General features: G+C 55.7%; 22 protein-coding genes. 7 read left to right on the top strand and 15 right to left on the bottom strand.

Annotated features, from left to right (window positions below):
* The first annotated feature begins 7 nt into the window (after positions 1 to 7).
* From HMPREF1250_RS06455 to HMPREF1250_RS06445, 3 genes are read left to right on the top strand one after another with little or no spacing between them, the layout of a single operon-like run.
* Positions 8 to 439 (top strand): hotdog domain-containing protein, encoded by a 432-nt coding sequence (locus HMPREF1250_RS06455; RefSeq protein WP_023053813.1) that lies wholly within the window; start codon positions 8 to 10, stop codon positions 437 to 439.
* Complete coding sequence (locus tag HMPREF1250_RS06450) at positions 436 to 1,500, top strand: nicotinate-nucleotide--dimethylbenzimidazole phosphoribosyltransferase (RefSeq protein ID WP_023053769.1); 1,065 nt, start codon at positions 436 to 438, stop codon at positions 1,498 to 1,500. The genes HMPREF1250_RS06455 and HMPREF1250_RS06450 overlap by 4 nt, the downstream gene beginning before the upstream one ends.
* Positions 1,481 to 1,690, top strand: a complete 210-nt coding sequence (locus HMPREF1250_RS06445) for a type II toxin-antitoxin system RelB/DinJ family antitoxin (RefSeq protein WP_023053846.1) — start codon at positions 1,481 to 1,483, stop codon at positions 1,688 to 1,690. Before HMPREF1250_RS06450 ends, HMPREF1250_RS06445 begins: the two co-directional genes overlap by 20 nt.
* A gap of 70 nt (positions 1,691 to 1,760) precedes the next feature.
* Here HMPREF1250_RS06445 and HMPREF1250_RS06440 read toward each other — a convergent pair whose 3' ends face one another.
* The 3 genes from HMPREF1250_RS06440 to HMPREF1250_RS06430 form a co-directional block, all read right to left on the bottom strand.
* Positions 1,761 to 2,597: a hydroxyethylthiazole kinase gene (locus HMPREF1250_RS06440; RefSeq protein ID WP_023053777.1), complete on the bottom strand. Its 837-nt coding sequence runs from the start codon at positions 2,595 to 2,597 to the stop codon at positions 1,761 to 1,763.
* On the bottom strand, positions 2,587 to 3,111 hold the full coding sequence (thiW, locus tag HMPREF1250_RS06435; protein WP_023053804.1) for an energy coupling factor transporter S component ThiW: 525 nt from the start codon (positions 3,109 to 3,111) through the stop codon (positions 2,587 to 2,589). Before thiW ends, HMPREF1250_RS06440 begins: the two co-directional genes overlap by 11 nt.
* Positions 3,112 to 3,395: 284 nt before the next feature.
* The gene (locus HMPREF1250_RS06430; protein ID WP_023053883.1) at positions 3,396 to 3,950 is read right to left on the bottom strand and encodes a 3'-5' exonuclease; all 555 of its coding nucleotides are present in this window, start codon (positions 3,948 to 3,950) and stop codon (positions 3,396 to 3,398) included.
* Positions 3,951 to 4,060: 110 nt separating this feature from the next.
* Here HMPREF1250_RS06430 and HMPREF1250_RS06425 point away from each other — a divergent pair, with 110 nt between their 5' ends.
* Positions 4,061 to 4,765: a M48 family metallopeptidase gene (locus tag HMPREF1250_RS06425; RefSeq protein ID WP_023053888.1), complete on the top strand. Its 705-nt coding sequence runs from the start codon at positions 4,061 to 4,063 to the stop codon at positions 4,763 to 4,765.
* A 1-nt stretch (position 4,766) separates the two neighbouring features.
* Here the strand turns inward: HMPREF1250_RS06425 and HMPREF1250_RS06420 are convergent, their stop codons facing one another.
* From HMPREF1250_RS06420 to crcB, 12 genes are all read right to left on the bottom strand, one after another.
* On the bottom strand, positions 4,767 to 5,636 hold the full coding sequence (locus HMPREF1250_RS06420) for a cation diffusion facilitator family transporter (RefSeq protein ID WP_023053844.1): 870 nt from the start codon (positions 5,634 to 5,636) through the stop codon (positions 4,767 to 4,769).
* A gap of 157 nt (positions 5,637 to 5,793) precedes the next feature.
* Positions 5,794 to 6,939: an ABC transporter substrate-binding protein gene (locus HMPREF1250_RS06415; protein WP_023053774.1), complete on the bottom strand. Its 1,146-nt coding sequence runs from the start codon at positions 6,937 to 6,939 to the stop codon at positions 5,794 to 5,796.
* Between the two features lie 196 nt (positions 6,940 to 7,135).
* Complete coding sequence (locus HMPREF1250_RS06410; protein WP_023053867.1) at positions 7,136 to 7,771, bottom strand: hypothetical protein; 636 nt, start codon at positions 7,769 to 7,771, stop codon at positions 7,136 to 7,138.
* Positions 7,772 to 7,926: 155 nt separating this feature from the next.
* Positions 7,927 to 8,814, bottom strand: a complete 888-nt coding sequence (locus tag HMPREF1250_RS06405; protein ID WP_023053809.1) for a radical SAM protein — start codon at positions 8,812 to 8,814, stop codon at positions 7,927 to 7,929.
* A 195-nt stretch (positions 8,815 to 9,009) separates the two neighbouring features.
* The gene (gene gltB, locus HMPREF1250_RS06400) at positions 9,010 to 13,557 is read right to left on the bottom strand and encodes a glutamate synthase large subunit (protein ID WP_023053849.1); all 4,548 of its coding nucleotides are present in this window, start codon (positions 13,555 to 13,557) and stop codon (positions 9,010 to 9,012) included.
* A 175-nt stretch (positions 13,558 to 13,732) separates the two neighbouring features.
* Positions 13,733 to 14,437, bottom strand: a complete 705-nt coding sequence (locus tag HMPREF1250_RS06395; RefSeq protein ID WP_023053779.1) for a uracil-DNA glycosylase — start codon at positions 14,435 to 14,437, stop codon at positions 13,733 to 13,735.
* Between the two features lie 9 nt (positions 14,438 to 14,446).
* Positions 14,447 to 16,060 carry an ArnT family glycosyltransferase gene (locus tag HMPREF1250_RS06390; protein WP_023053828.1) on the bottom strand — a complete coding sequence of 538 codons (1,614 nt, stop codon included), beginning with the start codon at positions 16,058 to 16,060 and terminating at the stop codon, positions 14,447 to 14,449.
* 9 nt (positions 16,061 to 16,069) lie between these two features.
* Positions 16,070 to 17,629, bottom strand: a complete 1,560-nt coding sequence (locus HMPREF1250_RS06385) for an ArnT family glycosyltransferase (RefSeq protein ID WP_023053866.1) — start codon at positions 17,627 to 17,629, stop codon at positions 16,070 to 16,072.
* Positions 17,626 to 18,219, bottom strand: a complete 594-nt coding sequence (locus HMPREF1250_RS06380) for a DedA family protein (RefSeq protein WP_023053875.1) — start codon at positions 18,217 to 18,219, stop codon at positions 17,626 to 17,628. The genes HMPREF1250_RS06385 and HMPREF1250_RS06380 overlap by 4 nt, the downstream gene beginning before the upstream one ends.
* Positions 18,220 to 18,358: 139 nt before the next feature.
* Positions 18,359 to 19,456 carry an acyltransferase family protein gene (locus tag HMPREF1250_RS06375; protein ID WP_023053869.1) on the bottom strand — a complete coding sequence of 366 codons (1,098 nt, stop codon included), beginning with the start codon at positions 19,454 to 19,456 and terminating at the stop codon, positions 18,359 to 18,361.
* 198 nt (positions 19,457 to 19,654) lie between these two features.
* On the bottom strand, positions 19,655 to 20,845 hold the full coding sequence (locus HMPREF1250_RS06370; protein ID WP_023053816.1) for a M20 metallopeptidase family protein: 1,191 nt from the start codon (positions 20,843 to 20,845) through the stop codon (positions 19,655 to 19,657).
* Positions 20,846 to 20,925: 80 nt separating this feature from the next.
* The gene (crcB, locus tag HMPREF1250_RS06365) at positions 20,926 to 21,303 is read right to left on the bottom strand and encodes a fluoride efflux transporter CrcB (protein WP_023053865.1); all 378 of its coding nucleotides are present in this window, start codon (positions 21,301 to 21,303) and stop codon (positions 20,926 to 20,928) included.
* A gap of 177 nt (positions 21,304 to 21,480) precedes the next feature.
* On the opposite strand from crcB, the gene HMPREF1250_RS06360 reads away from it, so the two are divergent.
* The 3 genes from HMPREF1250_RS06360 to glmU all read left to right on the top strand — a co-directional run bounded on the left by HMPREF1250_RS06360 (position 21,481) and on the right by glmU (position 25,391).
* Positions 21,481 to 23,052, top strand: coding sequence for a ClC family H(+)/Cl(-) exchange transporter (locus HMPREF1250_RS06360; RefSeq protein ID WP_023053820.1), 1,572 nt, complete (start codon positions 21,481 to 21,483; stop codon positions 23,050 to 23,052).
* 201 nt (positions 23,053 to 23,253) lie between these two features.
* Entirely contained in the window at positions 23,254 to 23,835 is a 582-nt protein-coding gene (locus tag HMPREF1250_RS06355) for a peptidoglycan-binding protein (RefSeq protein ID WP_023053879.1), read from the top strand.
* 182 nt (positions 23,836 to 24,017) lie between these two features.
* On the top strand, positions 24,018 to 25,391 hold the full coding sequence (gene glmU / locus HMPREF1250_RS06350; RefSeq protein ID WP_023053892.1) for a bifunctional UDP-N-acetylglucosamine diphosphorylase/glucosamine-1-phosphate N-acetyltransferase GlmU: 1,374 nt from the start codon (positions 24,018 to 24,020) through the stop codon (positions 25,389 to 25,391).
* The last annotated feature ends 30 nt before the right edge of the window (positions 25,392 to 25,421 follow it).

The following is a 25,421-nucleotide window of genomic DNA, read 5'->3' as shown; positions in this document are numbered from 1 at the left end:
GAGAGCTGTGGAAGGAAACGATAAGCATATTAAAACGGCCCATATGGTGTTGGGCCGGGATCTGAATCATCATGACACGCTGTTCGCCGGACAGGGAGCTTCCTATCTGATTGAATGCGGTTTTTTTGCGGCGCAGGGATTTTTGGACACGACGGATATCGTGTTTCTCGGTCTTGACGGTTTCCGCTTTTGGCGGCCCGTCCGTAAGGGGGAAACGTTTGCGCTGGAAAGCACGCTTGTCGCGGCAGGCAGGACGAGTGTTGCCGTCCATGTGCTGCTGACCGTTCATGATGAGGCGGCGGCGGAAGCCTTTGCGACCTTTGTTCGCGTTGACGGCGGCGGCAACGCGACGGCGCACGGCCTGAGCCTGCCGCCGCTGACCGGGGCCGCCGCTCTGTTGCGGCAGCGGTATGACCGCTATCAGGAGGCCGGACGATGACCTTTGCTGCAGAAGTGGATGAACTGCTGCGCAACTTGGCGAAGCCGCCGGGCAGTCTCGGACTCCTGGAAGCACAGGCGCGGCAGGTATTCCTGGCCTGGGGCAATACGGAAACGGCGTTTCGGCCGAAACATATCATTTTTGCCGCCGACAACGGCATTACCCGCTCCGGCGCCGTGCAGCAGCTGGCGGAAATCACGTACATGCAGAGCCGGCAGATGGTGGAAGGCGTATCGGCAGTGACCTGCTTTTGCCGCTGCAACGGGATTCCGTACGAAGTTGTCGATGTCGGCATTGACAGTGATGACGGCGTCGGCATCGACCGGAAGATTCGCCGCGGCACGCGGGACTTCGCCGTTGAGCCGGCGATGACGGCGGCGGAACTGGAACGGGCGCTGGACATCGGCGGTGAACGGGCGGCGGCGGCGAAACGGGACGGCTATACCTGTCTTTCTTTCGGGGAAATGGGCATCGGCAATACGACGACGTCGGCAGCGGTCCTGACGGCGCTCCTGCCCGACCATACGCCGTGGCTGGCAGGCTACGGTTCGGCGCGGGGCAATTACCGACTCCTGCGGCACAAGGAGGAGCTGGTACGGCAAGGACTGCTTGCTTACCCGCAGATACGGGGCAATGCGCTGGAGGCGCTGCGCTGTGTCGGCGGCTATGATCTGGCCGCGCTCTGCGGCGCCATGACGGCCTGCGCCGAACTGCGGCTGCCTTTTTTTATCGACGGCTTTATTACGGCGGCGGCGCTGGCCTGCGCCGTGACGCTGGAACCGTCAGTTCGCGCTTACGCTCTTTTATCGCATTTGTCGCGAGAGCCGGGGATGGCGGCGGCCCTTCGCTATATCGGCCGTGATGAAAACGAGGTTATTTTGCACGGCGGCATGTCTCTCGGAGAAGGCAGCGGCGCCGTTTTGGCTGTCGTACTCTTGCGCTCCATGCTTTATGCCGTCCGGCATATGGCGACGCTGGACGGCATCAATGCGGCAGCGGCGCGGCGACGGGCGGAACGGGACGGGAAAGGAAGGAATGTCGGTGGAAATACGGATAGATGAAGACGTGCGCCGCGGCGCCGCTGCCGTTTTCGAGCGGTTGGGATTGTCGGAGGAAGAGGCGGTCACCCTGTTTTATAAGCGGACGATTGCAGCGGGACGGCTGCCCTTCGGGGCGGCAGGGACGGAGAGCAAGGAAAAGGTCAGGCGCAAGCGGATGAACGAGCGTTTTGCCGAATGGGACGCGCGGTGAACAGGATGTGCTTGCGGAACGGCGAGGAACAAAAAGGGAGTACCGTTACGGTACTCCCTTTAGTATGCCGTTATTTTGCCTGTAAAATGTGTGCGCCGCGGCAGATCTGTTCATCCGTCAGCGTCGATAAGGCGTCGAAGAGACGGCTGTGAAAGGAGCCCAATCCCGGCCCGGCGGCAGCGGCGATTTCGCCGGCAATACCGAGTGTTACGGTGCCGAGGATGGCTGCCCGGAAAGGAGTGCCGACGGCAGTGTAGACGGCGATGAGCACGCCGAGCATACAGCCCGTGCCGGTGAGCCGCGCCAACAGCGGCGTGCCGTTGGCAACGGCGCAGCCGGCGCCGGCAGCGGCGATGATGTCGACAGGGCCGCTCATGACGACGACAGACGTTGTCTTGGTGGCATAGGCTGTCAGCGCTGCCATTTTTTCCTCGTAATTGCCGCGTGTCGGCAGATCTTCGGCGCCGGCGTCAATGCCGATGCCGTGCTGCGGCAAGCCTGCAAGGGTCAGTATTTCCGAGCTGTTGCCCTTGATCACGCAAGGCCGGCAGGCGCTGATGAAGTCGACGGCAAAATTTTTACGCAGCGTGCTCGTCGAGATGCCGGTGACATCGATGAGCGTCGGAATTCCCAAAGAGGCGGCGCGGCTGCCGGCAAGGCGCATAGCTTCCATCCGTTCGTCAGTGATGTTGCCGAGGTTGACGGCCAGCGCGCGGGCCTGGCTGACGACTTCTTCCACTTCGCGGCAATGGGACGCCATGCTGACAGTGCCGCCGACGGCCAGGACGAGATTGGCGCAATCATTCATCGTGATCGGATGGGAAAGGCAGTGGATAAGCGGTTTTTCCGTTTCGATACGGCGGCGCAGCGGTATCAGGTCGGCTGCAACCGACAAATTATTTGGCAAATATATTCACTCCTAATTTTTCCTGCAATTCGCGCAGGACTTTTTGCCGCGTCAGGGCCATAAGCAGCAGGAAGGCAATGGAACCGCCGATCAGGGTGCCCGTAAAGAAGAGGGGAACATAAAAGAACCATGACAGGCCGGCACGGCCGAGAACGAAGGCCATAATGGGGTAAGAAACGATGGCGCCGATAACGCCCGTACCGATGATTTCCCCGACGACGGCAGCCCAGAGTTTTCCCTTTGAATAGCGGTATAAAAGGCCGGATAAGGTGGCGCCGAAGACGGCGCCGGTCAGAGCCAGCGGCGGAATGCCCATAAGCGTCATGCGGATGATACCGATTAGGGTCGCGCAGAGCAGGGCGTACCAAGGCCCCATGAGAACGGCGCAGACGATGTTGATGAGGTGCGCCATGGGGCACATGCCTTCAATGCGCAGAATAGGGGAAATGACGACACCGAGACCGATCATCATTGCCAGAAATACAAGACGCAGTACTTTCTTATCTTTTTCCATAAAAAAACTTCACTCCTTTATCTGTTCCCGTGCGTCCGGTCATGTGAAGTGAAGCCTTTTGGTTGTATACACGCAGGAACGCCCATAGGAAAGCTGAGTAACGGTCGGTACTTACGGTACCCTCTCACCCCGCAACACGGGTTCCCTCGCTGTGACGACATCAATCCAGGGCGCTCCCCCTCGATCCATTTCTTAGTATACACGGAATTTTCAAGTTGTAAAGGCGGCCGAGAGAAGGCCGTTCGCTTTCGGTGTTTTCCCGCATATCCTTTAAGGCCGATTTCTCAGAGTGTCTTCAGCTTCAAACCGGTCATATCCAGCAGCTCTTCCACGGACGAGGCGCCGGTTTCGGCGGCTGCCGCCGCGACGACATGGGCGCAGGCGCGGGCGTCGTCGAGGGCCTGATGGTGGCGGAAGGAAAAGCCGAGATGAGCGGCTACCGTATTGAGTTTGTGATTCGGCAGGTCGGGCCAGACTTTGCGGGAAATCTCGACGCTGCAGGCGTACGTCGTATGGAGCGGTTCCAAGCGGTAGGTCTTAATCAGACTGCGCAAGACGCGTGTGTCGAAAGCGGCGTAATGGGCTACGAGGATGTGGCCGTCCAAATGGCTGCGGATGGCGGGCCAGAGGGCGTCAAAATGATTCTTGTTTTCCACTTGTTGCGGCAAGATGCCGTGAATGCGGATGTTGTCGGGAGAAAAGACCATGAACGGCGGTTTGATAAGCGTATAGCCTTCGCGAATCGTCTTGCTGCCGGCAACGGTGACGGCGGCGAGGGAACAGGCGCTGTTCGGGTATTGATTGGCCGTTTCGAAATCAATGGCCGTAAATTCGAGCATCGGCGTTATCCTTTCTTTTTCCTTTTTTCCATTATACCATGAGACTGCAAAAAATCTTGCCAAGCGCTCCGTTTCGGAAGATAATGGAGAAAAAGCGACAGGAGACGGCTATGGGACAGAAATCAAGAGAGCAGTTGCAGCTGCGTGACGGCGTGATCGTCTATGAGCTGGAACGGAAAGCGGTAAAGAATCTGAATCTCCGTGTGCGCCGCGACGGTACGATCTGCGTGTCGGCCCGGCCCGGCGTCGGCAGAGAACGGATTGAGACGTTTCTGCGGCAGCAGGAAGCGTTCTTCCGGCGCGCGGCGGCGCAGAAAAACATACAGCTGACGTCGGGGACGCAGTTGTATGTCCGAGGCGAGCCGTATGTACTGTCTGTCAGAGAAGGCCTGCGCAGCGCAATGTATCTTGATGGCGGCAGGATTCTGCTGGAAACGCCTGCGCCCGAAGACAACGCGGCCTGCCTGGCTGTATACCGCGATTTTCTGGCGTCGTTGGCGCAGCGGTTGCTGCCGCTGCGCTTGGCGGCTCTGTATCCCCGGCTGGAGCCCTACGGGATCCCTTATCCCGCGCTGCGGCAGCGCCGCATGGTTTCCCGCTGGGGTTCCTGTGTGCCGGCGAAGGCCGTCGTTACCCTCAATACGTATTTGGTCATCATGCCGCCGCCGTGTCTGGATCAGGTCGTGCTTCATGAATTATGCCATCTGGTTCATGGCGATCATTCACGGCGTTTTTACTCTTTGCTGACGGCGGTCATGCCGGAATGGCGGCACTGGCGGCGGCTGCTGCGCGAATACGGGCCGTACTGCCTGTAATTCAGGCGGGGTCAAGGTGGATTGTCAGATCGCAGGGGGCGTAGGTCTGTTTCAATTTATGTTCGACGTTGTCCGAAATGGCATGGGCCGTATGGAGCGGCAACGATTGGTCGATTTCCAGATGCAAGTCCATGAGCAGCGTCTTGCCGACAGTGCGGGTCCGCAAGTTATGAAAGCCCTTTACTCCTTCCGTTTCCATGATCAGACGGCCGATTTCTTCTTCTTTTTCCTGCGGCAGTGAGGCGTCGGTCAAGGTCATGAAGCTGCGGCGGCACATTTTGTAGCCGACGCGCAGAATCGCGAGGGCGACGAAAACGGCGATGACCGGATCAAGCCAAGGCCAGCCGGTGAGCTGGATGAGGACGATGCCGATGAGGACGGCCAGCGACGTCCAGACATCGGCGCGAAGATGCATGCCGTCGGCTAGGAGAGCTTCGGAACGGGTCGCTTTGCCGACGTTGCAGAGGCGGTGGGAAACGACGCCGTTGAGTATGACGGAGACGGCCATGGCGGCAATGGCCCAGGTCATGTGCTCCGGCATGGCGGGGGACCAGAATTTTTCGGCAGCTTCGCGCAAAATGGACAGGGCGGCGACGATGATCAGCAGCGATTCGAAGGCCGCCGAAACGGTTTCGATTTTGCCGTGGCCGTATTCATGCTCCGCGTCGGGAGGTACGGCGGTGGCGCGGACGGCAAGGAGCGACAAAGCCGCCGCCAGCAAGTCGATGCCGGAATGGATCGCTTCGGAAATGAGGCTGACCGTGCCGGTCATTATGCCGATGCACAATTTTCCCGCCGTTAAGAACAAGGTGCTCATAACGGAGAGTCGCGCCGTTCTTTTTTTTATATCTTCCATGTTAGTAGCAGTCATGGCGTTCTCCTTTTCATTACGATAAAAAGCCTGCGGAACTTCGGTATGAGTCCCGCAGGCTTTCCTGCTGCTTTACGCCCGATTGTCTGAACAATCTGTTTCATAAGTCTATATTATCATTTACGTTCTCATTTGTAAAGACGGGGGAATGTAAATTTTACCAGCCCAGCAGATGATGGTGTTCTGTCAGGACCGGTTGTTTTTGCCAGAAGGTCATGATGCAGACGTCTTTTATCGCGTCATGATTGCTGTCAAAGCCGATTTTTCCGGTGGCGCCGATAAAGTCACGCGTATGTTCCAGGCCTTGGATGATTGCCGTATCGCTGCTGCTGTTGCCGCTGCGCATGGCATTGGCCAGCAGCAGCAGGGAATCGTAACTGAGCGCAGCCTTTGCCGACGGCAGTTCGCCGTATTTTTCGTAGAACCGTTCGGCAAAGGTTTCGGAAACGGCGTCGTTAACGTCATTGGCATAATGGTCTGTATAAAACACGCGATTCAGGTCTGCCTCCCGTAGTTGCGGCGCTGTCGAAAGCGCCTGCCAGTCATCGGCGCCGAGGATGACGGTCTCCTTGTCGTGGCGGCGGATGGCGGCGATCAGGGGGACGGCCTTCGTGATATACAGCGGCATGTAGACCGTATCGGACATAGCGGCGGCGGCAACGGCCCGGTCCGCGGCATTCGCGGCGGCCAGATCGATATGGGCCGTTACGGTACCGCCGTGAGCGGTAAAGGATTTTTCAAAGAATTTGGCCAAGTCGAGGGAGTACGGATCGGTACTGTCGCTGACGATGGCGGCCCGCCTTTTTTTCAAGTGGGAAAAGGCGTGTTCCGCAATGGCGCGGGCCTGGACGGAATTGATAAAGGTGGCGCGGAACATATGGGGATATACTTGATGCAGTTCGCTGTTGACGGTAATGTCGGGATGCGTGCCTGCAGGGCTGATAACCGGCAGCTTCAGGGCTTCGGCACGGGTAATGACGGCCAGGGCGGCGGGCGAACGATTCGGGCCGATGACGGCGCAGACGTGCCGTTCCGCAAGGGCGTCCATGGCGGCGGCGGCTTTTTCGGGACTGCCGTGATTGTTCATGGAAATAAGCTGTATCGGTTTGTTCAGAATACCGCCTTCTTCATTGATGACATCTTTCGCGAGTTCAATGCCTTGTTCGGCGGCTCTGTCGGAAAGGGGATCGTTTTCATTCAGGTTCATATTGATGCCGATACGGATTTCATTCGGTTCGGTCAGGCCGCAGCTGCTGCAAAGAAGCGCGAGGGACAGCAGGACGGCGGCAAGTGCGCTGCGCATGCGAAGGTCTCCTTTTACCGGGACGGGAACGGTTTTGACTGTATATGAGCGATATTACCGACAGTCTTAGGAAAAGTGTAGCAGATACGCGGCAAACTGTAAATATGTTCTCCCCATATGCCGGTGCGGCGGCAACGGCGCTGACCGTAAAACTCCCTGCCGTATCGTTCCGTACGGCAGGGAGTTTAGTACAGCATCAGATAGCGACAGGTTTGTCCGCGTTTGTCCAGATCTTGGCGCCGCCGGCAGTTTGGCGCAGCTGCAGCGGGTCGGAGACGCCGTAGAGTTCTTCCAGATCGGTCGGGATTCGTTTGTACGGCAGTTTTTCCAGCAGCGTGTCCATCGCATCGCGCAGGATAGCCGCCGGCGAGTTCAGTACGGAAGCGTCGTCGCGATCATGGCCGTGGCAGGTGTAGACGGCATAGGTGTCCGTGCGGCGGTTGTAGGCGCAGACGGCAAGGTCGTAGTTGTATTCGACGAACCATTCATCATCGTCGCCGTACCAGTCTAGGGAATGGAATTGGTTCCAGTACCAGTTGCGGACGACGGGAACAAGGACGATATCGGCGTCGTATTTTTTGGCGATGCCGTGAAGCGCAGACGGTGTCGCTTCTTCCGGGGCAATGAGCTCGGCAGCGTCCAGACGATTCCAATAGGGGATGCGGAACGGCTGCCGCAGGGCGCGGGACATATAGGCGGCGACAGGGCCTTCCTGCGTTGTGTCGACGATGATGATGTTGCGCATATGGTCGAACAACGGGGCACTGTCGGCGGCTGCTGCAAAACCGGTGAGCGCAAAGATCATTAAGAAAAGAGCGATACATTTCTTCATGATAAGACTTCCTTTCTCCGTTCAGTTTTTTTATATATTATACCACAAGCGGAGAAAGATGATGGAGACGGGACGGCACACGAAGGGAGCGGACAAAAAACAGGATGGCGCAGGGAAATTATTCGCCGCGCCATCCTGCCGATTTCAGCAGATGTTCAGAAATTGCCGTTGTCATTCAGCAGCGGTACCGTATCATCCAGCATGGGGATATACGATTGCAAGGCTGCCAGCATTTTTTCTTTGTCCATCGGCAAGGTGCCGCCGACGGGGTACAGATTGGAAACATGGTTGCTGCGGAAGATGCAGGGGTTCTTCATCTCCGTATGCTGCAAAATCATTTCCAGTTCTTTCAGGAAGCCGCGTGCCGTCAACGGCGTAAACGTCCCGTTTTGTACGTCGCCGTACAGGGGCACGTTATCGGGAATGATCAAGGTCAGGGCGCTGAGCATGGTCGGATTGATGGCTGAAATGACCGCCGCCGTATGCAAGGCGTGTTCCGTCGTTCGCTCTTTGCCGCCGAGCCCGAGGAGGATCATGGCCGAAAGTTTCATGCCCGCCGCGAGCGCTTTCTTTCCCGCCGCAATCGTTTCGGCCCCTGTCGTTCCCTTGTCGACGGCTGTCAGCACGCCGTCGTCGCCGCTTTCGATACCCATGTACAGGATCTGCAGACCGGCTTTTCGAAGGGCTTCCAATTCTTCCGGCGTTTTACGATTCAAGTCGGCAGGAGTAGCGTAGGCGCCGACCCGGGTCAGGGAGGGGAAGGAGGCGTAACATTTTTCCAAAATATGCAGCAAACTCTTGGTCGGCAAGACGAGGGCATCGCCGTCGGCCAGAAAGACGCGGCGTATGAACGGCAACGCGGCGGCGCCGCGTTCGATAATTCCGTCGATTTCCTCCAGAGGACGAATGCGGAATGCGGAGTTTTTGTACATGGCGCAGAAGCGGCACGTGTTATGAGAACAGCCGATCGTTACGCGGAGAATAAAGCTGCGTGCTTCACTGGGCGGACGAAATACGAGTCCGCCGGCATCATCAATTATCATTTGGATCACCTTTCTATATAATCAGCCAATATGGCCTAAGTGATAATAATACTAATTACATATTATACACATTGCGAAATAAAATGCCAATAACTGTTTTGCAATGCTCCTGCAATAACTTGCATGCGTTGGCGCAGACGGCAGGAAAAAACAGGCTGTGAACGAAAAAAAGTTCACAGCCTGTTGGGAAAGCACTTAGTCTTTACCGTATTTTGCCGCAAAGGCGATCATTTCCGCATCTTCGCGAGTATTGCCGTCCGCTTCGGCGGCGGCGATGAGCGTTGTCATTTCTTCATAGGCCGAAGGGATGACTCTGGTCAGGCGCGACAGCGTATCTTCCCAGTCGTCGAGCAGCCGGCGGCCCAAGTCACTGTTCGTACAGACGACATGCTGTTCCAACAGCGATTTGATCCCGGCGGCTTCCGCTTCATCGGTCACTTCTTCCAGTCGGACGAGTTCCGTATTGCAATGGGCCGGTTCCAGATCGTAGACGTAAGCGACACCGCCGGACATGCCTGCGGCGAAATTACGGCCCGTGGCGCCGAGGACCAGAACACGGCCGCCGGTCATGTATTCACAGCCGTGGTTGCCGATTCCTTCCACGACGGCCGTCATGCCGCTGTTGCGGACGCAAAAGCGTTCGCCGGCAATGCCGTTGATATAGGCCTCTCCTCGCGTAGCGCCGTAGAAAGCGACATTGCCGATAATGATATTGTCTTCCGGCGGGAAGAGACTTCCTGCCGGCGGCATGACGATGATCTTACCGCCGGAAAGCCCTTTCCCCAGGTAATCGTTGGCGTCGCCTTCCAACGTAAGCGTCAGGCCGGCGGGGATGAACGCGCCGAAACTTTGGCCGGCCGAACCGACGAAGGTCAGGTTGATCGTGTCTTCCGGCAGGCCGGTTCTGCCATAACGCCGAGTGATTTCGCTGCCCAGAAGCGTGCCGGTTACGCGGTCTGTGTTCTTAATGCGCAATTTGGCGCAAATGTGTTTTTGTTCCAGCAAGGCCGGCCGGCACATGCGCAGCAGCTTGGCCATATCCAAGGTCGCATTCAGCTCGTGATCCTGCGGCGTTGTGTAGTGATGGCTGAGCGCAGGATCCGTATAGGGGCGGAAGAGGAGCTTTTCAAGGTCGACGGAGGCCGCCTTCCAGTTCGGCGCTTTTGTCTTCTGCTTCAGACAATCATAACGGCCGATCATTTCGGACAAGGTGCGGAACCCCAGGCGGGCCATGATTTCACGCAGATCTTGGGCGATAAAGCGCATGAAGTTGATGATATATTCCGGTTTGCCTTTAAATTTCCGACGCAGGTTTTCGTCTTGCGTGCAGACGCCGAAGGAACAGGTATTCAAGTGGCAGACGCGGAGCATGTGGCAGCCGATAGCGACGAGCGGAGCCGTGCCGAAGCCGAAGAGTTCGGCGCCGAAGAGCGCGGCAATCGCCACGTCACGGCCTGTAAGCAATTTGCCGTCCACTTCCAGGCAAACCCGGTTGCGGAGGCGGTTGAGAAGAAGGGTCTGCTGTACTTCCGCCAATCCCAATTCCCACGGCAGGCCGGCGTGACGGAGACTGGTCCGCGGGGAGGCGCCGGTGCCGCCGTCGTAACCGCTGACGGTAACGGTGTCGGCCTTGGCTTTGACGACGCCGGCAGCAATTGTGCCGATGCCGGCCCCGGAAGTCAACTTGACGCTGATGACGGCGTCTTTATTGGCGTTTTTCAGATCGAAGATGAGTTCGGCGAGATCTTCAATGGAGTAGACGTCGTGGTGCGGCGGCGGGGAGATCAGCGTGACGCCCGGTGTGGCATGGCGTGTCCTGGCGATGTCGGGAAATACTTTGTTGCCAGGCAGGTGGCCGCCTTCGCCGGGCTTTGCACCTTGGCCGCATTTGATCTGCAATTCATCGGCATGGATCAAATATTCGCCGGTAACGCCGAAACGGGCCGTCGAGACCTGTTTGATCCGGTCATTCGACTCCTTTGTGAAGCGGGCGGCATCTTCGCCGCCTTCACCGGTATTGCTGCTGCCGCCGAGCCGGTTCATGGCAACGGCAACGCATTCATGGGCTTCTTTGCTGAGGGCGCCGTAACTCATAGCGCCGGTGCGAAAGTGTTTGACAATGGCATCTGTCGATTCGACTTCTTCAATGGGAATACTGCCGCCGGCGGGATATTGGAATGAGAGCAAGTCGCGAAGACGGAAGACGGCGGCGTTGTTTACTTTGGCGGCATACTGTTTATAGAGGGCGTAATCGTTTGTCCGGCAGGCTTTTTGCAGCATCGTTACGGTTTCCGGGTCGATAATGTGCGGCTGGCCGCCTTTGCGGTATTGATAGAAATCGCCGGGCGGCAGCGTGCCGGCGCCGGTGTAGGCCGTACTGTGGCGCAGTTCCGTTTCTTTAGCGATTTCGGCAATGCCGATGCCGCCGATGGGCGAAGGCGTATTGATAAAATACTTATCGATCAGATCTTGGCTGATGCCGACAGCTTCGAAGGTCTGGGCGCCGTGATAACTGCGGACAGTGGAGATCCCCATTTTCGACATGACGGCGAGCAGGCCGTCTTTAACGGCGCTCAGGTAGTTGGCTTGCGCCGCTGCGACGGTCAGGGCCGGCAGCTTTTTCTTATGGCACAGTTCTTTGACCGCTTCGAGAGCCACGTAGGGATTGACGGCCGTCACGCCGTAGCCGATGAGGGTACAGAAATGATGCACTTCGCGAGGTTCACCCGATTCGAGGACGAGGCCTACGTTGGAACGCAGCGCTTTGGCGACGAGAAAATGATGCAACGCTGCCGTTGCCAGCAGCGCGGGGATCGCTCCCATGCGGGAATTGATGCCGCGGTCGGAAAGGACGAGAATATTGGCGCCGTTGCGGATCGCTTTCAACGCGTCGATGCACAGGGATTCGATTGCCGTTTCCATTCCTTCGGCGCCGCTGTTGACCGGATATAGGAGTGAAATCGTATCGCTGTGCAAGGACGACGTTTGCAGGTTCTTGATAACGGTCATTTCCTCATTTGTCAGGAGCGGCTGACTGATGCGCAGTCCCGATGTGTTGGCCTCGTCGGGATCCATGATATTGGCGACATTGCCGAGGATAATTTGCGTCGACATGACGATATTTTCACGGGTGCCGTCAATCGGCGGATTGGTGACTTGCGCGAAGTTTTCCTGGAAATAATCGTAGAGAAGCTGCGGGCGTTCCGACAGGACGGCGAGGGGGACGTCGACGCCCATGGAGTCGATAGGCTGACTGCCGTCACGGGCCATAGGCAGGATGATTTTATCCATGTCTTCCCGCGTATAGCCGAAAACCATTTCCTGTTCTTTCAGATCATAAGGAAGCGGTTGATCCGTCTGGGGGAAGGAGCGCGTGGTCATCAACTCTTCCAGGTCGGTAATATGTTTTTTATACCATTCGCCGTAAGGATGCTCTGCGGCCATTTGTTCCTTGATCTCATCATCGTCAATGAGGCGCTGCGCTTTTGTGTCGACTAGCAGCATTTTGCCCGGTTCCAGCCGCCCTTTATAGAGAATTTTGTCAGGTTGCAAAGACAGGGCGCCGACTTCGGAGCTGGCGATAAGGTAATCGTCGGTAGTAATGTAATAGCGTCCCGGACGCAGGCCGTTGCGGTCAAGCATGGCGCCGACGACGGTGCCGTCGCAAAAGCCGATGGCGGACGGGCCGTCCCACGGTTCGAGCATGAAGCTGTGGTAGCGGTAAAAATCACGTTTGGAATGACTCATGAGCGGATTCTTTTCCCACGGTTCGGGGATCATCATCATCATGGCATGAGGCAACGAGTGGCCGGTCATGTACAGGTACTCCAGGCAGTTGTCAAACATGGCGGAATCGCTGCCGGTCGCGTCGATGACGGGAAACGCCTTTTCCAGATTCGGATAGAGCGGTGATTTCGATTTGCTTTCACGGGCATTAAGCCAGTTGATATTTCCTTGTATCGTATTGATTTCACCGTTGTGTACCATGTACCGGTTCGGATGGGCGCGGGCCCAGCTGGGAAAGGTATTGGTGCTGAAACGGGAATGAACCAGAGCGATTGCCGTTGTAAAATCCATATCGGACAGATCAAGGAAAAAATGGCGCAGCTGCACAGATGTCAACATGCCTTTGTAAACCAGGGTTTTTGCCGAAAGGCTGGCAATATAAAAGTCCGTTCCGTTTTCCTGACTGACGGGGATGATTTTCTTTTCGGCAACCTTACGGATAAGATAGAGATGGCGTTCAAAATCCATCGGTGCCAGATCGGACGGTTTCTGTATGAAGACTTGAAGAAAATGGGGCATCGTCGTTTTGGCGACATTACCGATAAGACTTTCGTCGACGGGAACATCACGCCAGCCTAGGATGGAGAATCCTTCGGCCGTCACGACTTCGGCAAAGGCCTGCATCTGTTTTTTGCGAAACGCTTCATAGGGATGCGCAAAGATCATGCCGACTCCATACGCTCCTTCTGCAGGCAAGGCGATATGAGAGACTTCACATTCGCGGCAGAAAAAACGGTGCGGTATTTGCACCAAGATGCCGGCGCCGTCACCGCTTTGGGCGTCGGCTCCCTCGGCTCCGCGGTGCTTCAGGTTTTCCAGTATCGTCAGCGCATTGTCGATCGTGTCATAGGATTTTTCCCCTTTGATATTGGCGACGATGCCGATGCCGCAGGCATCGTGTTCAAACTTGGGATGGTACAGCCCCTGCGCCTCCGGCAATCCATGTGTTTTTTTCATTTTTGCCATTCCCCCTCTAAACGTGATGCATTTTAAAAAAATAAGGAATATTAAAGTTAATGTTGCAATTATAAAATAAAAAGGAATAAAATACAATAAAAAAGCTAATATTATTTATCAAAAATAAATAATATTAGCGAAAAAGTAAAATGCAATTTATGCAATTCGATGAAGTTCAGCGATTCAGTTCGGTTTCCTGCACCCAGGCGGCGAATTGCTTGCGGAAGAGGGAAGCGCCGCCGTTGGCGGGATGACGCATAACGGCGGCGTCAATGCCGGCGTGTTGCAGCGTTTCTGCAGCTTTTCTGCCAATTGCGCCGACGTGCGGCGTCGTCGGGAAGAGGGCGAGAAGCCGGCGGGTATAGGATAAACCGGCGGCCAGCTCGGCATCGGACGGTGTGCGGTTCGTAAAGGGCGATGCCTTCCGGGGATGGAAGGGGAAAATATTCCATAAGATGACCGTTTCGGCAGCCAGCGCGTTTTGTGCCAACGCGCCCCAGACATAGGTATCGGTCGGTTCGTTCATTCCCTTTTCCCGTTGCGCCCGGGAGGTCATAAAAGCGCAGTCAGGCCGGCTGGTCCGTTTACCCTGCCGGCCGATGATGGCGGCGCCGGTAACCGTATCATGCCTGTCGAGCAGCATTCGTTCACAGGTTATGGCAATGCCCGTGAAGCGGCAACCCTGGTAACCGGCGGCTTCGGCGACAAGGAGATAACGGGCCCCGTGCAGGCGCAGTTGCAGATAGTCATGGAGCTGGCGGCAACGGATCTGCGGCGCTGACGGTCCGCTGTCGCAGCGTTCGTCATAGTCACTCCAAGGATTGAAGACTGCCGGTGCATGGTAGGTTTTCAGAGAGTCAATGAAGTCTGTTATGGTCATGATATTCTCCTAAGGCGTAACATAGAGATGAAAATTTCCGTATGTGCCGGCGGCGCGGAAGTAGTTCTTCAAGGCGGAATGGGCGAACTCCTCGCGGCGGTTGTCCTTGACGATGACCGTTACGGCCTTGCCCTGCTTGATTTTATCGATGATGGCCGTTTCCCCTTCTTCACGGTAAAGATGTTTGCGCTGCCAGACGGCGTCGCGTTTCGGCGGCGCCGCCGTTGCCGCGCTTTCCGGGGCTATCAAAACAGCGCTGCGGCCGGTGTAATAGACAAAGGAGGTACTGTATTCTCCGAAAAAACAGCTATCGCCGCGAAGCTGCGCTGCAGCCGGCAACAGCGCCGTCGTCGAGCGGTAGTCGTAAAAGGGGACCAGAACCTGATAGGTCAGCAGCAGATACAGTACGGCAGTGCCGCAGGCGGCAACAAAGGGGATTGCAGGAAATGCCCGGAAATACTGACAAACGGCCAAAATCGCCGCTGCAGCCGGCAGGAAGACGATGATACCGGTGAGGGGCGGTAAGGCGATATTCTTCGGATCGGACACGCAGGCGGCCGCGAAAAACAGCAGCCACAGAAACAGTACCGGCGCTGTGACGATGAACCAATATTTGCGGCTTTCTGAAGCATAAATACTTTTTATGGCGGCAACGCCGAAATAGAGGAGGGGCCAATTGGCAATATAGGCGTAAGTCGGGTATTTCGTCGCCATGAGGCTGTAGAAAACGACGGTACCGACGGCCCAGATCAGGAAAAGACGATGACTGCCGTCGTCGCGGCGGTGCTGCCATAGCCCGCAAAGGCAGGGGCCTGTCCAGGGCAGGAGACTGACCGGAACGAGAAGCAGATAATAGTACCAGACGTTTGCTTCCGGATGTTCCGAAACGGTGGCTCTGACGATGTTGTTCAAGCCGAGAAAGCCGTCGACGAACGCTGTGCCGTGGAGCGCGTACATCGCGCCGTACCAGGGGGCGGCGATGACGAGGAAGCAAAGGATTCCGAAAGGGTCGAAGATCAGTTTCAAGTAATCTTTCCTGCGGCTGAGCGCCGCAAAGAGGAGGAGAAAGAACCCCGGCAGAACGATTCCGACAGGGCCTTTGGTCAGGACCGCCAAAGCGGAAAAGACATAGGCCAGGCGGATGTAGAACGGCTTCGTCTCGGTCAGAGAGATAGCGGCGAAGAGCATGGTTCCCGTCGTGAAGAAAAAGAGCATCTGATCCGTAATGACGGATTTGCTGATGATCCAGACGGCAATGGACGTAGCCGTCATGGCAGCCATGAGCGCTGCTGCCGCCGTGCTTGCCGCGGCGCGTCGTACGTACCAGGCGCTGAGGACGACGGCTGCGGCGCCGAACAGGGCCGACGGCAGACGGGCGGCAAAGTCGGTAATTCCGAACAGCGTATAGGACAGGCTGATGAGCCAGTAGATAAAAATCGGCTTGTCATACCAGGGAATGCCGTAAATGTGGGGCGAAATCCAGTCGCCGGAAAGGACCATTTCTTTCGCCGTGAGGGCATAATTGGATTCAACGGGGTCGGTAACGGCCAAATAGGCGTTGCCGGAGAGGAAAAAGAGGAGAGAGAGGAATGCCACGAAGAGCAGAAATGAACGCTGTCGCATAGTTGCCTCCTAGAAATGATTGAGCAGAATGAGTTGCGCCGGCAGATCGGCGAGAACCGGAAATTGCGCTATCGCCGAGCCGGCAGCCGTCAATTTGCCGTATGTGTCTTTCGTGATGAGGATGTATACTTTGTCCGGTTTGCTGCGCAGCGATACCGGATCCAGGGCGCTGCAGCCTTTCCATTCCGTGCCGTATACGCCGCTGTAGAAGGCCAGGCCGGGACGCAGACTTTTTTCTATGTAGACGGGCGACGTGCCGTCATAGTGGGCGGCAAGGGCGGCGGCAAGGGGCTGTGACGTTATATATGGCGCCAGAGCGGGCAAGATGGCGGCAAAGGTAAGGCCCGTAAAAAGCAGCATGGAAAGGACTGTCGTGTACAGTGCAAGACGGCGCCGGCGCAGCCACAGGAGCAGACCGGGCAGGATGACGGCAGCCGCCAGCAAGATCGATACGGTAAGGATAGGCTCCTTATAGAAATGCGATCCGGTATGGAGCGGGAGCAGATTGCAAAGCAACAGCGCCGCGCCGACGATAAAGGACGTCGCCGGCCAGAGGCAGGGACGATTATCCGCCTTTTCCAAAGACACGGAATACCAGCCGAGAAGCAGGGCTACGGGCGGAAACATAGGCGCAATATAGGTGACGAGCTGCGTTTTCGAAAGGGAGAAAAAGAGGAAGATGAAGACGGCCCAAATCAGGCAAAAACGCAGTGCGTCGCCATCGGGACCGCTTTCCCGGACGGCCCGGCGAAACGCCGGCGCCAAAGCTCCCGTCCAGGGGAGAAGAGCGCCGAGCAGAATGGGGATATAAAAGAAAAGACTGTTTTTGCCGGGATGTTCCGGCGCCGTAAAGCGGGTAATGTTGTGGTAGCCGATGAAGGTGTCGACGAAGGCGTCGCCGTGTACGTAGGTCATGGCCAGATACCAGGGCAGCCCGATGAGAAAAGCCAGCGCAATGCCTTGTGGAAGCCACATCGAGCGTATGAGCCGCCAGTGCCGGCAGACGGCGATGTAACAGCACATGATTAGCGCCGGGAACGCGTAGCCGACAGGCCCTTTCGCCAGGACGGCAAGACCGCAGAAGGCGAAAGCTTCGGCATAACGGCGGCGATAGAAAGCGAGCATGGCGACAGTCAGCGTAAAGACTAGGGTCATGTCCGTCACGGCCGCTTTGGCGATGTAAATGAAGCCGAGACTGGTCAGGAGGATGAGCGCCGCCCGGAAGGCGACGGCTTTGTTAAAAATGGCCTTCCCCTGCCGGTAAACGGTACAGACCGTAGCGATTCCCATGATGGCGCTGGGGAGACGGGACGTGAAATCGGAAATGCCGAAGAGACGGTACGAAATCATTTCGAGCCAGTAGAAGAGGGGCGGTTTATCGTACCAGAAATCGTTGTAAATTCGCGGGGAGAGCCAGTCCGCGGCGGCGAGCATTTCCCGCGCCGTTTCGCCGTACACCGGCTCATCGGGATCGGTCAGGGGAAACATGCCCAAAAAAGGCAGCAAAAAGATTGCTGCCAAAATGAACAGGCCGATGCCGTAACGATTGTCGTACAGCCAATTCTTCATGATTGGTGAGCCTTGCTGCGGCGGCGCCAGAGAAAAATGGCGGCTGCAATCGCGCAGATGACGGCGATGACGATCAGGAAAATGTGATTGTACTGGATCAGGTCGCGCCAATGACTGCCGAGAATGGAGCCGGCCCAGACCAGGAGCAATGTCCAGGGGATGGTGCCGATGACGGTGTAGATCAAAAATCGACCGAAGGAATAACGGGCGACGCCGGCGGGAAAGGAAATGAAGGTTCGGACGCCGGGCAGACAGCGACAGATCAGGACGGCTGCGCCGCCGTATTTGTTGAACATGGACTCGGCCATGTTGAATTTTTTTTCGTTGAAAAAGATGTATTTACCGTATTTCAGCAGCAACGGCCTGCCGCCGTAAGAGCCGAGCCAATAACTGATGACGGAGCCGACGACGCCGGCAAGACAGGCGACGATAAAGGTGGTCCAGAAGGTAAAAATATGTTGGGAAATGAGAAAGCCGGCAAAGCCGAGTATGACTTCGCTGGGAATGGGAATGTTGGCATTTTCGGCGACCATGGCCAAAAACATAGCGACGTAGCCATATGATTCCATCAGCTGCAATAAGGTGTCCATAGAGATCTCCTGTTTGAAATAGTGATAATTAAGTATCAGTATTATAATACCACAGGAGCAGGTATGAAACCAGTTTTTTTCAGGCACCGGCGGACGCGGGAACGGTTCGTCGCGCCGCGGCTTTGTTATCAGGGCACTGTTACCGGCGTTGGAAACAGGTCAGGCGGAAGAGCAGATAGTTGGCGAGAAAGTAAACGTATACGAGTGTCAGGACGATGGCGAGGGTTACCTTCAAGACGGGACCGACGGTCAGCGGTAAGAGAAAATATGCGAGCAGTTGCAGGCAGGCATTGCCCAGATAGTAAAGGGGATAAGCGAAGAGGGCGAGTTTTTCCGTAGACGGAGAGGTCTTGCCGGCAAAGCGGGCGAAGATCGCCAAAAGAGAGAAAAGGCCTGTCAGCGAAATGAAGACATCGGTAATGGGAAGGCCGAACCCGACGAGAAAAAAGAAGTGCCAGTCGCTGCGGTAAAGGACCAGTGCAAGGAGAAGAAGGACCAGCCACGGCAGCGACGGCGTATAGCCCTGCGCCGTGAACCAGCGATGTTTCATGGCGTAAACGCCGAGGGCGAAATAAAGACAGGACGACAGGAGCAGGTAGGGCGTTACGGCCAGCGTATACATTTGCTCGATAACGTTTCCGTAGAAGCCGGGCAGGACGTACCAAATGAGCAGCGTTCCGGCACTGTGCAGCAGCAAAAAAAGAGGTATGACGTAAAGCGGCAGGAGACGTTGTCCCGGTACGCGGCGCAGGATGTTGCGGCGCAGCTTCTTTGCCGCCGTTAATACGAGCGTGCAGAGACAAAGGAGACCGAGAAACCAGTAATGCCCCTGCTCATAAGCGGGACCGAAGAAGGAAGTCGTCAGGAAAGTCAGCGGCGCGACGTCGGATTGGCGGCTCAGCGCCGAGATATAAGCCAGGATCGGCGCGATAACGACGGCGCCGGCCAGCCAAGGCAGACCGATGCGGTGCAGGCGCCGCTGCAGAAAGGGACGAAAGAGACGGACGCGGAGAGAAGCTGCCGTACAGTAGCCGCTGATAAAAAAAAGACAGGGGACGGCAAGCAGAAACAGGAAGTATGCGGCAAGGCTGACGGCGCCGCTCCGTTCTGCGGCGGGCATGGCGACAAAGGTGTGGTGCGGCGTCATGACGCCATAGCCGATGACGGCGGCGCAGCAAAAAAGGATGATAACGCAAAAGGTGCGGAGATTGTCGAGAAACGGGAGCTTAGGGCTCATAAGCGGCCTTCTTTCTGTGAACGTATATAAACGGGAATGAGTTTATTTTCATTATAATACTTTCGTGCAGGTCGTAAAGAGCGGCGCGCAGTTTGCCCGCAGGAAGCGTCAACTTGTCGGGAAAAGAGGGCGCGTCTCTTCGGCCGCTGTGAAAACGAGAACTCCCGCAGCGAGTACGGGAGTTCATATAGGAGAAGATTACACATAGGAGGCGAAGTAATACACGATGGTGACCAGTGTTTCGCACATGTATTTCAGAGCGCTGCTGTCCCAGTGGAACTGCGGCGAATGGCCGATGACCGGCTCATCCTTGTAAATGCCGACGTAATAAAACACGCTCGGCACGGCAGCCGCGAAATAGGCGAAGTCTTCGGAGCCGCTGCCGCGTTTCATGGGAACGACGGAGACGGAATCCAGACAGTGCTCTTTCAGAATCGCGCCGACTTTCTCCGTCGCTGCCGCATCATTGATGCAGACCGGAGAGAAGGGAGCGAGGTTCAGGTCGAAAGTGCCGCCGTACTGCCGGGTAACGGCATGGAGAATTTCTTCCATTTTGTCGAGAATGAGATGCCTTTTCTTTTCGTCATACGTCCGCAGCGTACCCTTCAGTTCCGCTGTGTCGGGGATGACATTCGGGCTCTGGCCGCTTTGGAATTGACCGAAGGTGAGGATGACGCCGTCGCCGTCGGCATGGCAGTGGTAGACGAAATTTTGCAGATCCTGAATGACGGACAGCCCCATCTGGATCGGACTGACGCAGAGTGAGGGCTGGGAACCGTGACCGCCTTTGCCGTGGAGGGTGATGATGAAGTCATCGCAAGACGAATTAATTTCACCGCTGCGCAGTCCGACGTAACCTCGCGGCAGGCCGCCGGCGACATGAAGACCAAGTGCATAATCGACGGGCGGATTGTTCAAAATGCCGGAGTCGATCATACGGGCCGCACCGCCGCTGCCTTCTTCGGCAGGCTGGAAGGCGAGGCGGACCGTGCCGCGCAGACAGTCGCGGTGGTCCTGGAGAATCTTGGCGGTGCCGAGAAGATTGGCGGCGTGTCCGTCATGACCGCAGGCGTGCATGATGCCGTCAGCGAGGGAGGCGTAAGGGCAGTCGAATTTTTCCGCCAAAGGCAGGGCGTCGATGTCAGCGCGCAGCAACAGCGTCGGGCCCGGCAGTTCGCCGCGGATCAGTCCCGTGACGCCTGTACCGGCGATGATTTTGACGTCTTCAATACCCATGAGGGACAATTCCTGGAAAATCATCTTGCAGGTGTCAAATTCTCTTTCGCTCAATTCGGGATGGGCGTGAAAATATTCGCGCATTTCCATCATATAGGGAAGAACTTTACGAACGGCAGCGCGTATCGTAAAGTCCGGTACGAAGTCTTTCATTGCCGTGACCTCCTTCGGGCAAGTGTGATGTATACTATCATATTCGTGCTGCTGCCGGGAAATTCCTGCTTGCCTGCCGGTCAAATGAAGGATTCGCCGGCGACGAGGCCGAAAAAGCAGAAAATAAAGGAACCGATCACATTCAGGCCGCCGTAGAGGAAAGCGGCGCTGAAATTTTCCGTCCGTATCAGCGTGATCCACTCGAGATTAAATGTGGAAAATGTAGTAAAACCGCCGAGAATCCCGGTGATGAAAAACAGCTTCAGCCAACCGGGAAGCTCCGTATGACAGGCAAAACAAACGGCCAGGACGCCGATGAGGAAAGAACCGATTACATTGACCAGTATCGTGCCGTACGGAAACGTAAGACCGCCGTGTTGGTTGGCCAGCACGGTGACGCCATAACGGAGCGCGGCGCCGATACCGCCTCCGGCAGCGACGGCGAGGATGTGACTCATAACGCAGAACCTCCCATATAATATGTTTATTTATAATTAGCATGAAACAGATACCTTGTCAAGATAGGAAAAACCGCTCCGCGTCTTTCCCGCGCGGTACAGTCGATGAACGCTGACGCAATGCGCGATTCATGCTATAATGGCTACGGCAAGAAGGCAATAAGGGAGGAATCGATTATGCATATCCGCGGGCAATTAGTGCCGACAATACGCCAATTAAGTCATTGGCCACGGTTTCGGCTGCGGCTTTTTTTTGAAGGTACCCTGGTCGGTATCGTCTCGGGGCTGATCATCAGTTTTTTTCGCTGGGCTCTGGAACAGGGAACGGCCCTTCGGATATCCGTATATACAGTTTTGCAGCAAGGAGGCTTGCCGGAGAATATCGCCTGGTTTCTCTTGCTCATTGCCGCCGGATATCTCCTCCATCGGACCGTCGTTTACGAACCGGATGCCGGCGGCAGCGGCATTCCGCAGGTAAAAGGCGTCATTTCCGGCGTTATCCGTATGCGCTGGCTGCGTATTCTGTGGGTTAAGCTGTTTAGCGGCGTACTGGGCATAGGCCTCGGCCTTTCGCTGGGACGGGAAGGCCCGTCAATCCAGATCGGCGCCGTAACAGCTCAGGGGATCAGCCGTTTTTTCGGCCGGACGCGTATGGAAGAACGGTATTTGATTACGGCCGGCGCCAGCGCCGGACTTGCCGCCGCTTTTAACGCGCCCTTGGCAGGCGTGATTTTCGCTTTGGAGGAGCTCCATCGTAATTTTTCCGGCGTCGTGTTGGCGCCGGCTATGGCGGCGGCATTAATGGCAACGATGGTTTGCCGTTTTATTTTCGGAAAGGATTCAATCTTTCAGTTCGGCATGTTGCCGCATTTTCCGCTGCGTTACATGTGGATCGCCCTGATCGTCGGCCTTGTCGCCGCATTTTTGGGACAGCTCTTTAATAAGGGGCTCCTGTCCATGTCGAAATTCTACGGAACGGATTTTTTCCGCAGCGGTTGGACTCGCGTCTCCTTCGCGCTGGTGACGGCCGGCGTGTTGGGCTATATTCTGCCGGACGTATTGGGCGGCGGTAATGATCTGATCAACAGGATGCATGAAATGCCTCTTTCTTTAGGCCTGTTTCTCTTGCTCCTCATCGGCAAGTACCTGTTCACGTTTATCAGCTACGGCTGCGGCGTACCGGGCGGCTTTTTTTTGCCGATGCTCGTTCTCGGCGCGCTTTCGGGAAGCGTCGTCGGCATCTGCCTGATTCAGCTGGGACTGATGGAACCGGCTTACTTATCCAATATCGTTGTCATTTCCATGGCGGCCTTCTTCACGGCTTCCGTTCATTCGCCGATTACCGGTACGATACTGATCATGGAGATGACCAATTCCTACGACCATCTTCTGGTCCTCTGCACGGCTTCGCTTATTGCGCTGATTGCAGCTAAACTTGGCGGCGGCGAGCCGATCTACGATGTTCTCCTGCAGCGGTTGCTGAAAAAAGGGGGGCCTTCGGCTATTGACGATGGAGAACGCAATATTTTTGAACTTACCGTTGCCAGCGGCAGTCGTGCAGACGGCAGGTTTATCGGACATATCGAATGGCCCGGCCATGTTGCCCTGATTGATGTCAAACGCGGTCACGAGGAGATTGTTCCGGACAACAAAGTAAGATTGCAGGCGGGAGATTATATTTATATTCTCACCGATTCGCCAGGTGCGGCGGAAGCGGTCAGGAGTCTCGTGGAAGAAGAAAATGCATAATAATTATAAAAATTATTACCTGGTGATAAAAATAAAAGGAAAACGATGTTTAAAATACAGATTATCATCTGTTTTCAGAATCAAAATATAAAATAAAAATTCAAAATGAATGTGTTAATATTTATTTTTTTGACTTACGAACCTGTTTTTTGCTATAATCGACGTGTGCCGATTTTTTGTATACAATTGTGAGGTGGTTTTTTGAATAAACGAATACGAATACTTTTCACAGCATTGTTTATTTTTGTTTGTTCCGCTGTAGTGTATGCGAAACTTGATGTAGGAATGACTGGCGCTGAAGTACAGAGCGTACAATATATGCTCAGCGATACGGGGTATTTAACCGGGGGAGCGGATGGTGTGTTTGGAAGCGGTACACAGGCAGCTGTAAAGCGGTTCCAAGCAGATCACGGATTAACGGTAGACGGAATCGTAGGCACACAGACGATGGCTGCGTTGTCTGCTGCGAGCGGCCGGGAGGTCAGGGCAGATTCGCAAGGTCAAAGTCAGAAAAAGATAGTTATGGAAGCAACGGCATACTCGGCTGAAGATCCGGGAAATTGCGGGGTCACCGCCATGGGGCATCAGTTGAAACGAGGCTGTGTATCGGTAGATCCGAATGTCATTCCCTTAGGCAGTCGGCTGTATATTGAAGGATACGGCTATGCCGTAGCCGATGATACGGGCGGTTCGATCGTCGGCAATCGCATTGACTTGGCCATGGATTCTAACGCGGAGGCGTTGAATTTCGGCCGGAAGGACGTCGTCGTCCACGTGTTGTAGTTTTTTGTTAGATGATAAAAAGGAGAGGCGAGAGTCTCTCCTTTTTCCTTGTCTGGGGACGATTGAAAAAATTCGGTAAAGTTTATTCCCCCATTTCTCCGAAAAAAGATATATTTTCCCCTTGTTTTATGGTATCCTAAAACAGGTGTTACGGTAATTCATTGCAAGGAGGTTTTTGCATAATGAATGATATAATCGCGTTGATTCTGGCAGCCGGCAAGGGGACAAGGATGAAATCCAAATTGCCGAAAGTGCTGCATAAAGTCGGCGGTGTGCCTATGGTGGAACGCGTGCTGCATACGGCGCAGGCTGCAGGCACGACACGACAGATCGTCGTTGTCGGGTTCGGCGGCGACCTGGTTCGGGATTCTTTGCGCAATCAGGCTGAAACGGCAGTACAGGCGGAACAGTTGGGAACCGGTCATGCCGTATTGCAGGCGGAGCCGCTGCTGCAAGGCATATCGGGAACGCTTTTGGTAACGTGCGGCGATACGCCGCTGCTCCGAACGGAAACGCTCGACGCTTTGCTGGCACAGCATTTGCAAACGCAGGCTGCGGCTACCGTTCTGACGGCTCGGCTGCCGGACCCTTCCGGGTATGGCCGCGTGATTCGCGGTGCCGGCGGGCAGGTCGCCAAAATCGTTGAACAGAAAGATGCAACGCCAGATGAACTGGCCGTTACGGAAGTGAATGCCGGTATCTACTGTTTTGCAATACCTCTGCTCTGGGAGCTGCTGCATGACTTGAAAAACGATAATGCACAAGGCGAGTATTACCTGACCGACATCATCGGCATGTTGACGGAACGAAAAGCCGTCGTCGGCGCCGTCGCCGCTGCCGATTATGCGGAAACGCTAGGTGTCAATTCCCGCCAGCAGCTGGCTGCGGCAGAAGCGATTCTGCGCCGCCGCAAACTTGACGAACTGCTGACCGCCGGCGTTTCGATCATTGATCCGGCGAGTACATACGTCGATACGACGGTTACTGTCGGCCGGGATACGGTATTATATCCCGGTACGATCCTGGAAGAGCGGACGACGATCGGCGAAGACTGTCAGATCGGTCCGTATGTGCGTATGACGAATGTTGTTATGGGCGATAACGACTGCCTCCAATTTACGTATGCACATGATTGTGAAATCAAAAATGGCTGTGAGATCGGCCCGTTCGTCCATTTTCGACCCGATACGATTGTCGGCAACGGGGTTAAAGTCGGCAACTATATGGAAGTGAAAAATTCGAAAATCGGTGACGGTACAAAGTTACCGCATTTGAGTTATATCGGTGACAGCGATGTCGGCAGCGGCGTCAATATCGGCTGCGGCACGATTACTGTTAATTATGACGGCAAGGTCAAGCATCGCACGACGATTGCAGATCATGCCTTTGTCGGTTGCAACAGCAATCTCGTTGCCCCGGTGACCGTCGGCGAGTACGCTTATGTTGCTGCCGGATCAACGGTTACCAAGGATGTGCCGGAACGGTCTTTGGCCGTAGGCAGAGCGAGGCAGCGCAATATTGAAGGCTGGGTAAAAGAGGATACATATAAGAAATGACCGGCTAATCATGTAGATTTACATTTTAGC

The organism is Megasphaera vaginalis (ex Srinivasan et al. 2021), from assembly GCF_000478965.1.
Lineage (GTDB): Bacteria > Bacillota > Negativicutes > Veillonellales > Megasphaeraceae > Megasphaera > Megasphaera vaginalis.
Note: the sequence above shows the minus strand (reverse complement) of the source record. Positions and strands in the feature narration are given on the sequence as shown.

Bases quoted from the DNA above. Each gene is read 5' to 3' on its own strand.
- HMPREF1250_RS06450 (WP_023053769.1), top strand. From the start codon at position 436: ATGACCTTTGCTGCAGAAGTGGATGAACTGCTGCGCAACTTGGCGAAG.
- thiW (WP_023053804.1), bottom strand. From the start codon at position 3,111: ATGGAAAAAGATAAGAAAGTACTGCGTCTTGTATTTCTGGCAATGATG.
- HMPREF1250_RS06430 (WP_023053883.1), bottom strand. From the start codon at position 3,950: ATGCTCGAATTTACGGCCATTGATTTCGAAACGGCCAATCAATACCCG.
- HMPREF1250_RS06425 (WP_023053888.1), top strand. From the start codon at position 4,061: ATGGGACAGAAATCAAGAGAGCAGTTGCAGCTGCGTGACGGCGTGATC.
- HMPREF1250_RS06420 (WP_023053844.1), bottom strand. From the start codon at position 5,636: ATGACTGCTACTAACATGGAAGATATAAAAAAAAGAACGGCGCGACTC.
- HMPREF1250_RS06415 (WP_023053774.1), bottom strand. From the start codon at position 6,939: ATGCGCAGCGCACTTGCCGCCGTCCTGCTGTCCCTCGCGCTTCTTTGC.
- HMPREF1250_RS06410 (WP_023053867.1), bottom strand. From the start codon at position 7,771: ATGAAGAAATGTATCGCTCTTTTCTTAATGATCTTTGCGCTCACCGGT.
- HMPREF1250_RS06405 (WP_023053809.1), bottom strand. From the start codon at position 8,814: ATGATAATTGATGATGCCGGCGGACTCGTATTTCGTCCGCCCAGTGAA.
- gltB (WP_023053849.1), bottom strand. From the start codon at position 13,557: ATGAAAAAAACACATGGATTGCCGGAGGCGCAGGGGCTGTACCATCCC.
- HMPREF1250_RS06395 (WP_023053779.1), bottom strand. From the start codon at position 14,437: ATGACCATAACAGACTTCATTGACTCTCTGAAAACCTACCATGCACCG.
- HMPREF1250_RS06390 (WP_023053828.1), bottom strand. From the start codon at position 16,060: ATGCGACAGCGTTCATTTCTGCTCTTCGTGGCATTCCTCTCTCTCCTC.
- HMPREF1250_RS06385 (WP_023053866.1), bottom strand. From the start codon at position 17,629: ATGAAGAATTGGCTGTACGACAATCGTTACGGCATCGGCCTGTTCATT.
- HMPREF1250_RS06380 (WP_023053875.1), bottom strand. From the start codon at position 18,219: ATGGACACCTTATTGCAGCTGATGGAATCATATGGCTACGTCGCTATG.
- HMPREF1250_RS06375 (WP_023053869.1), bottom strand. From the start codon at position 19,456: ATGAGCCCTAAGCTCCCGTTTCTCGACAATCTCCGCACCTTTTGCGTT.
- HMPREF1250_RS06370 (WP_023053816.1), bottom strand. From the start codon at position 20,845: ATGAAAGACTTCGTACCGGACTTTACGATACGCGCTGCCGTTCGTAAA.
- crcB (WP_023053865.1), bottom strand. From the start codon at position 21,303: ATGAGTCACATCCTCGCCGTCGCTGCCGGAGGCGGTATCGGCGCCGCG.
- HMPREF1250_RS06360 (WP_023053820.1), top strand. From the start codon at position 21,481: ATGCATATCCGCGGGCAATTAGTGCCGACAATACGCCAATTAAGTCAT.
- glmU (WP_023053892.1), top strand. From the start codon at position 24,018: ATGAATGATATAATCGCGTTGATTCTGGCAGCCGGCAAGGGGACAAGG.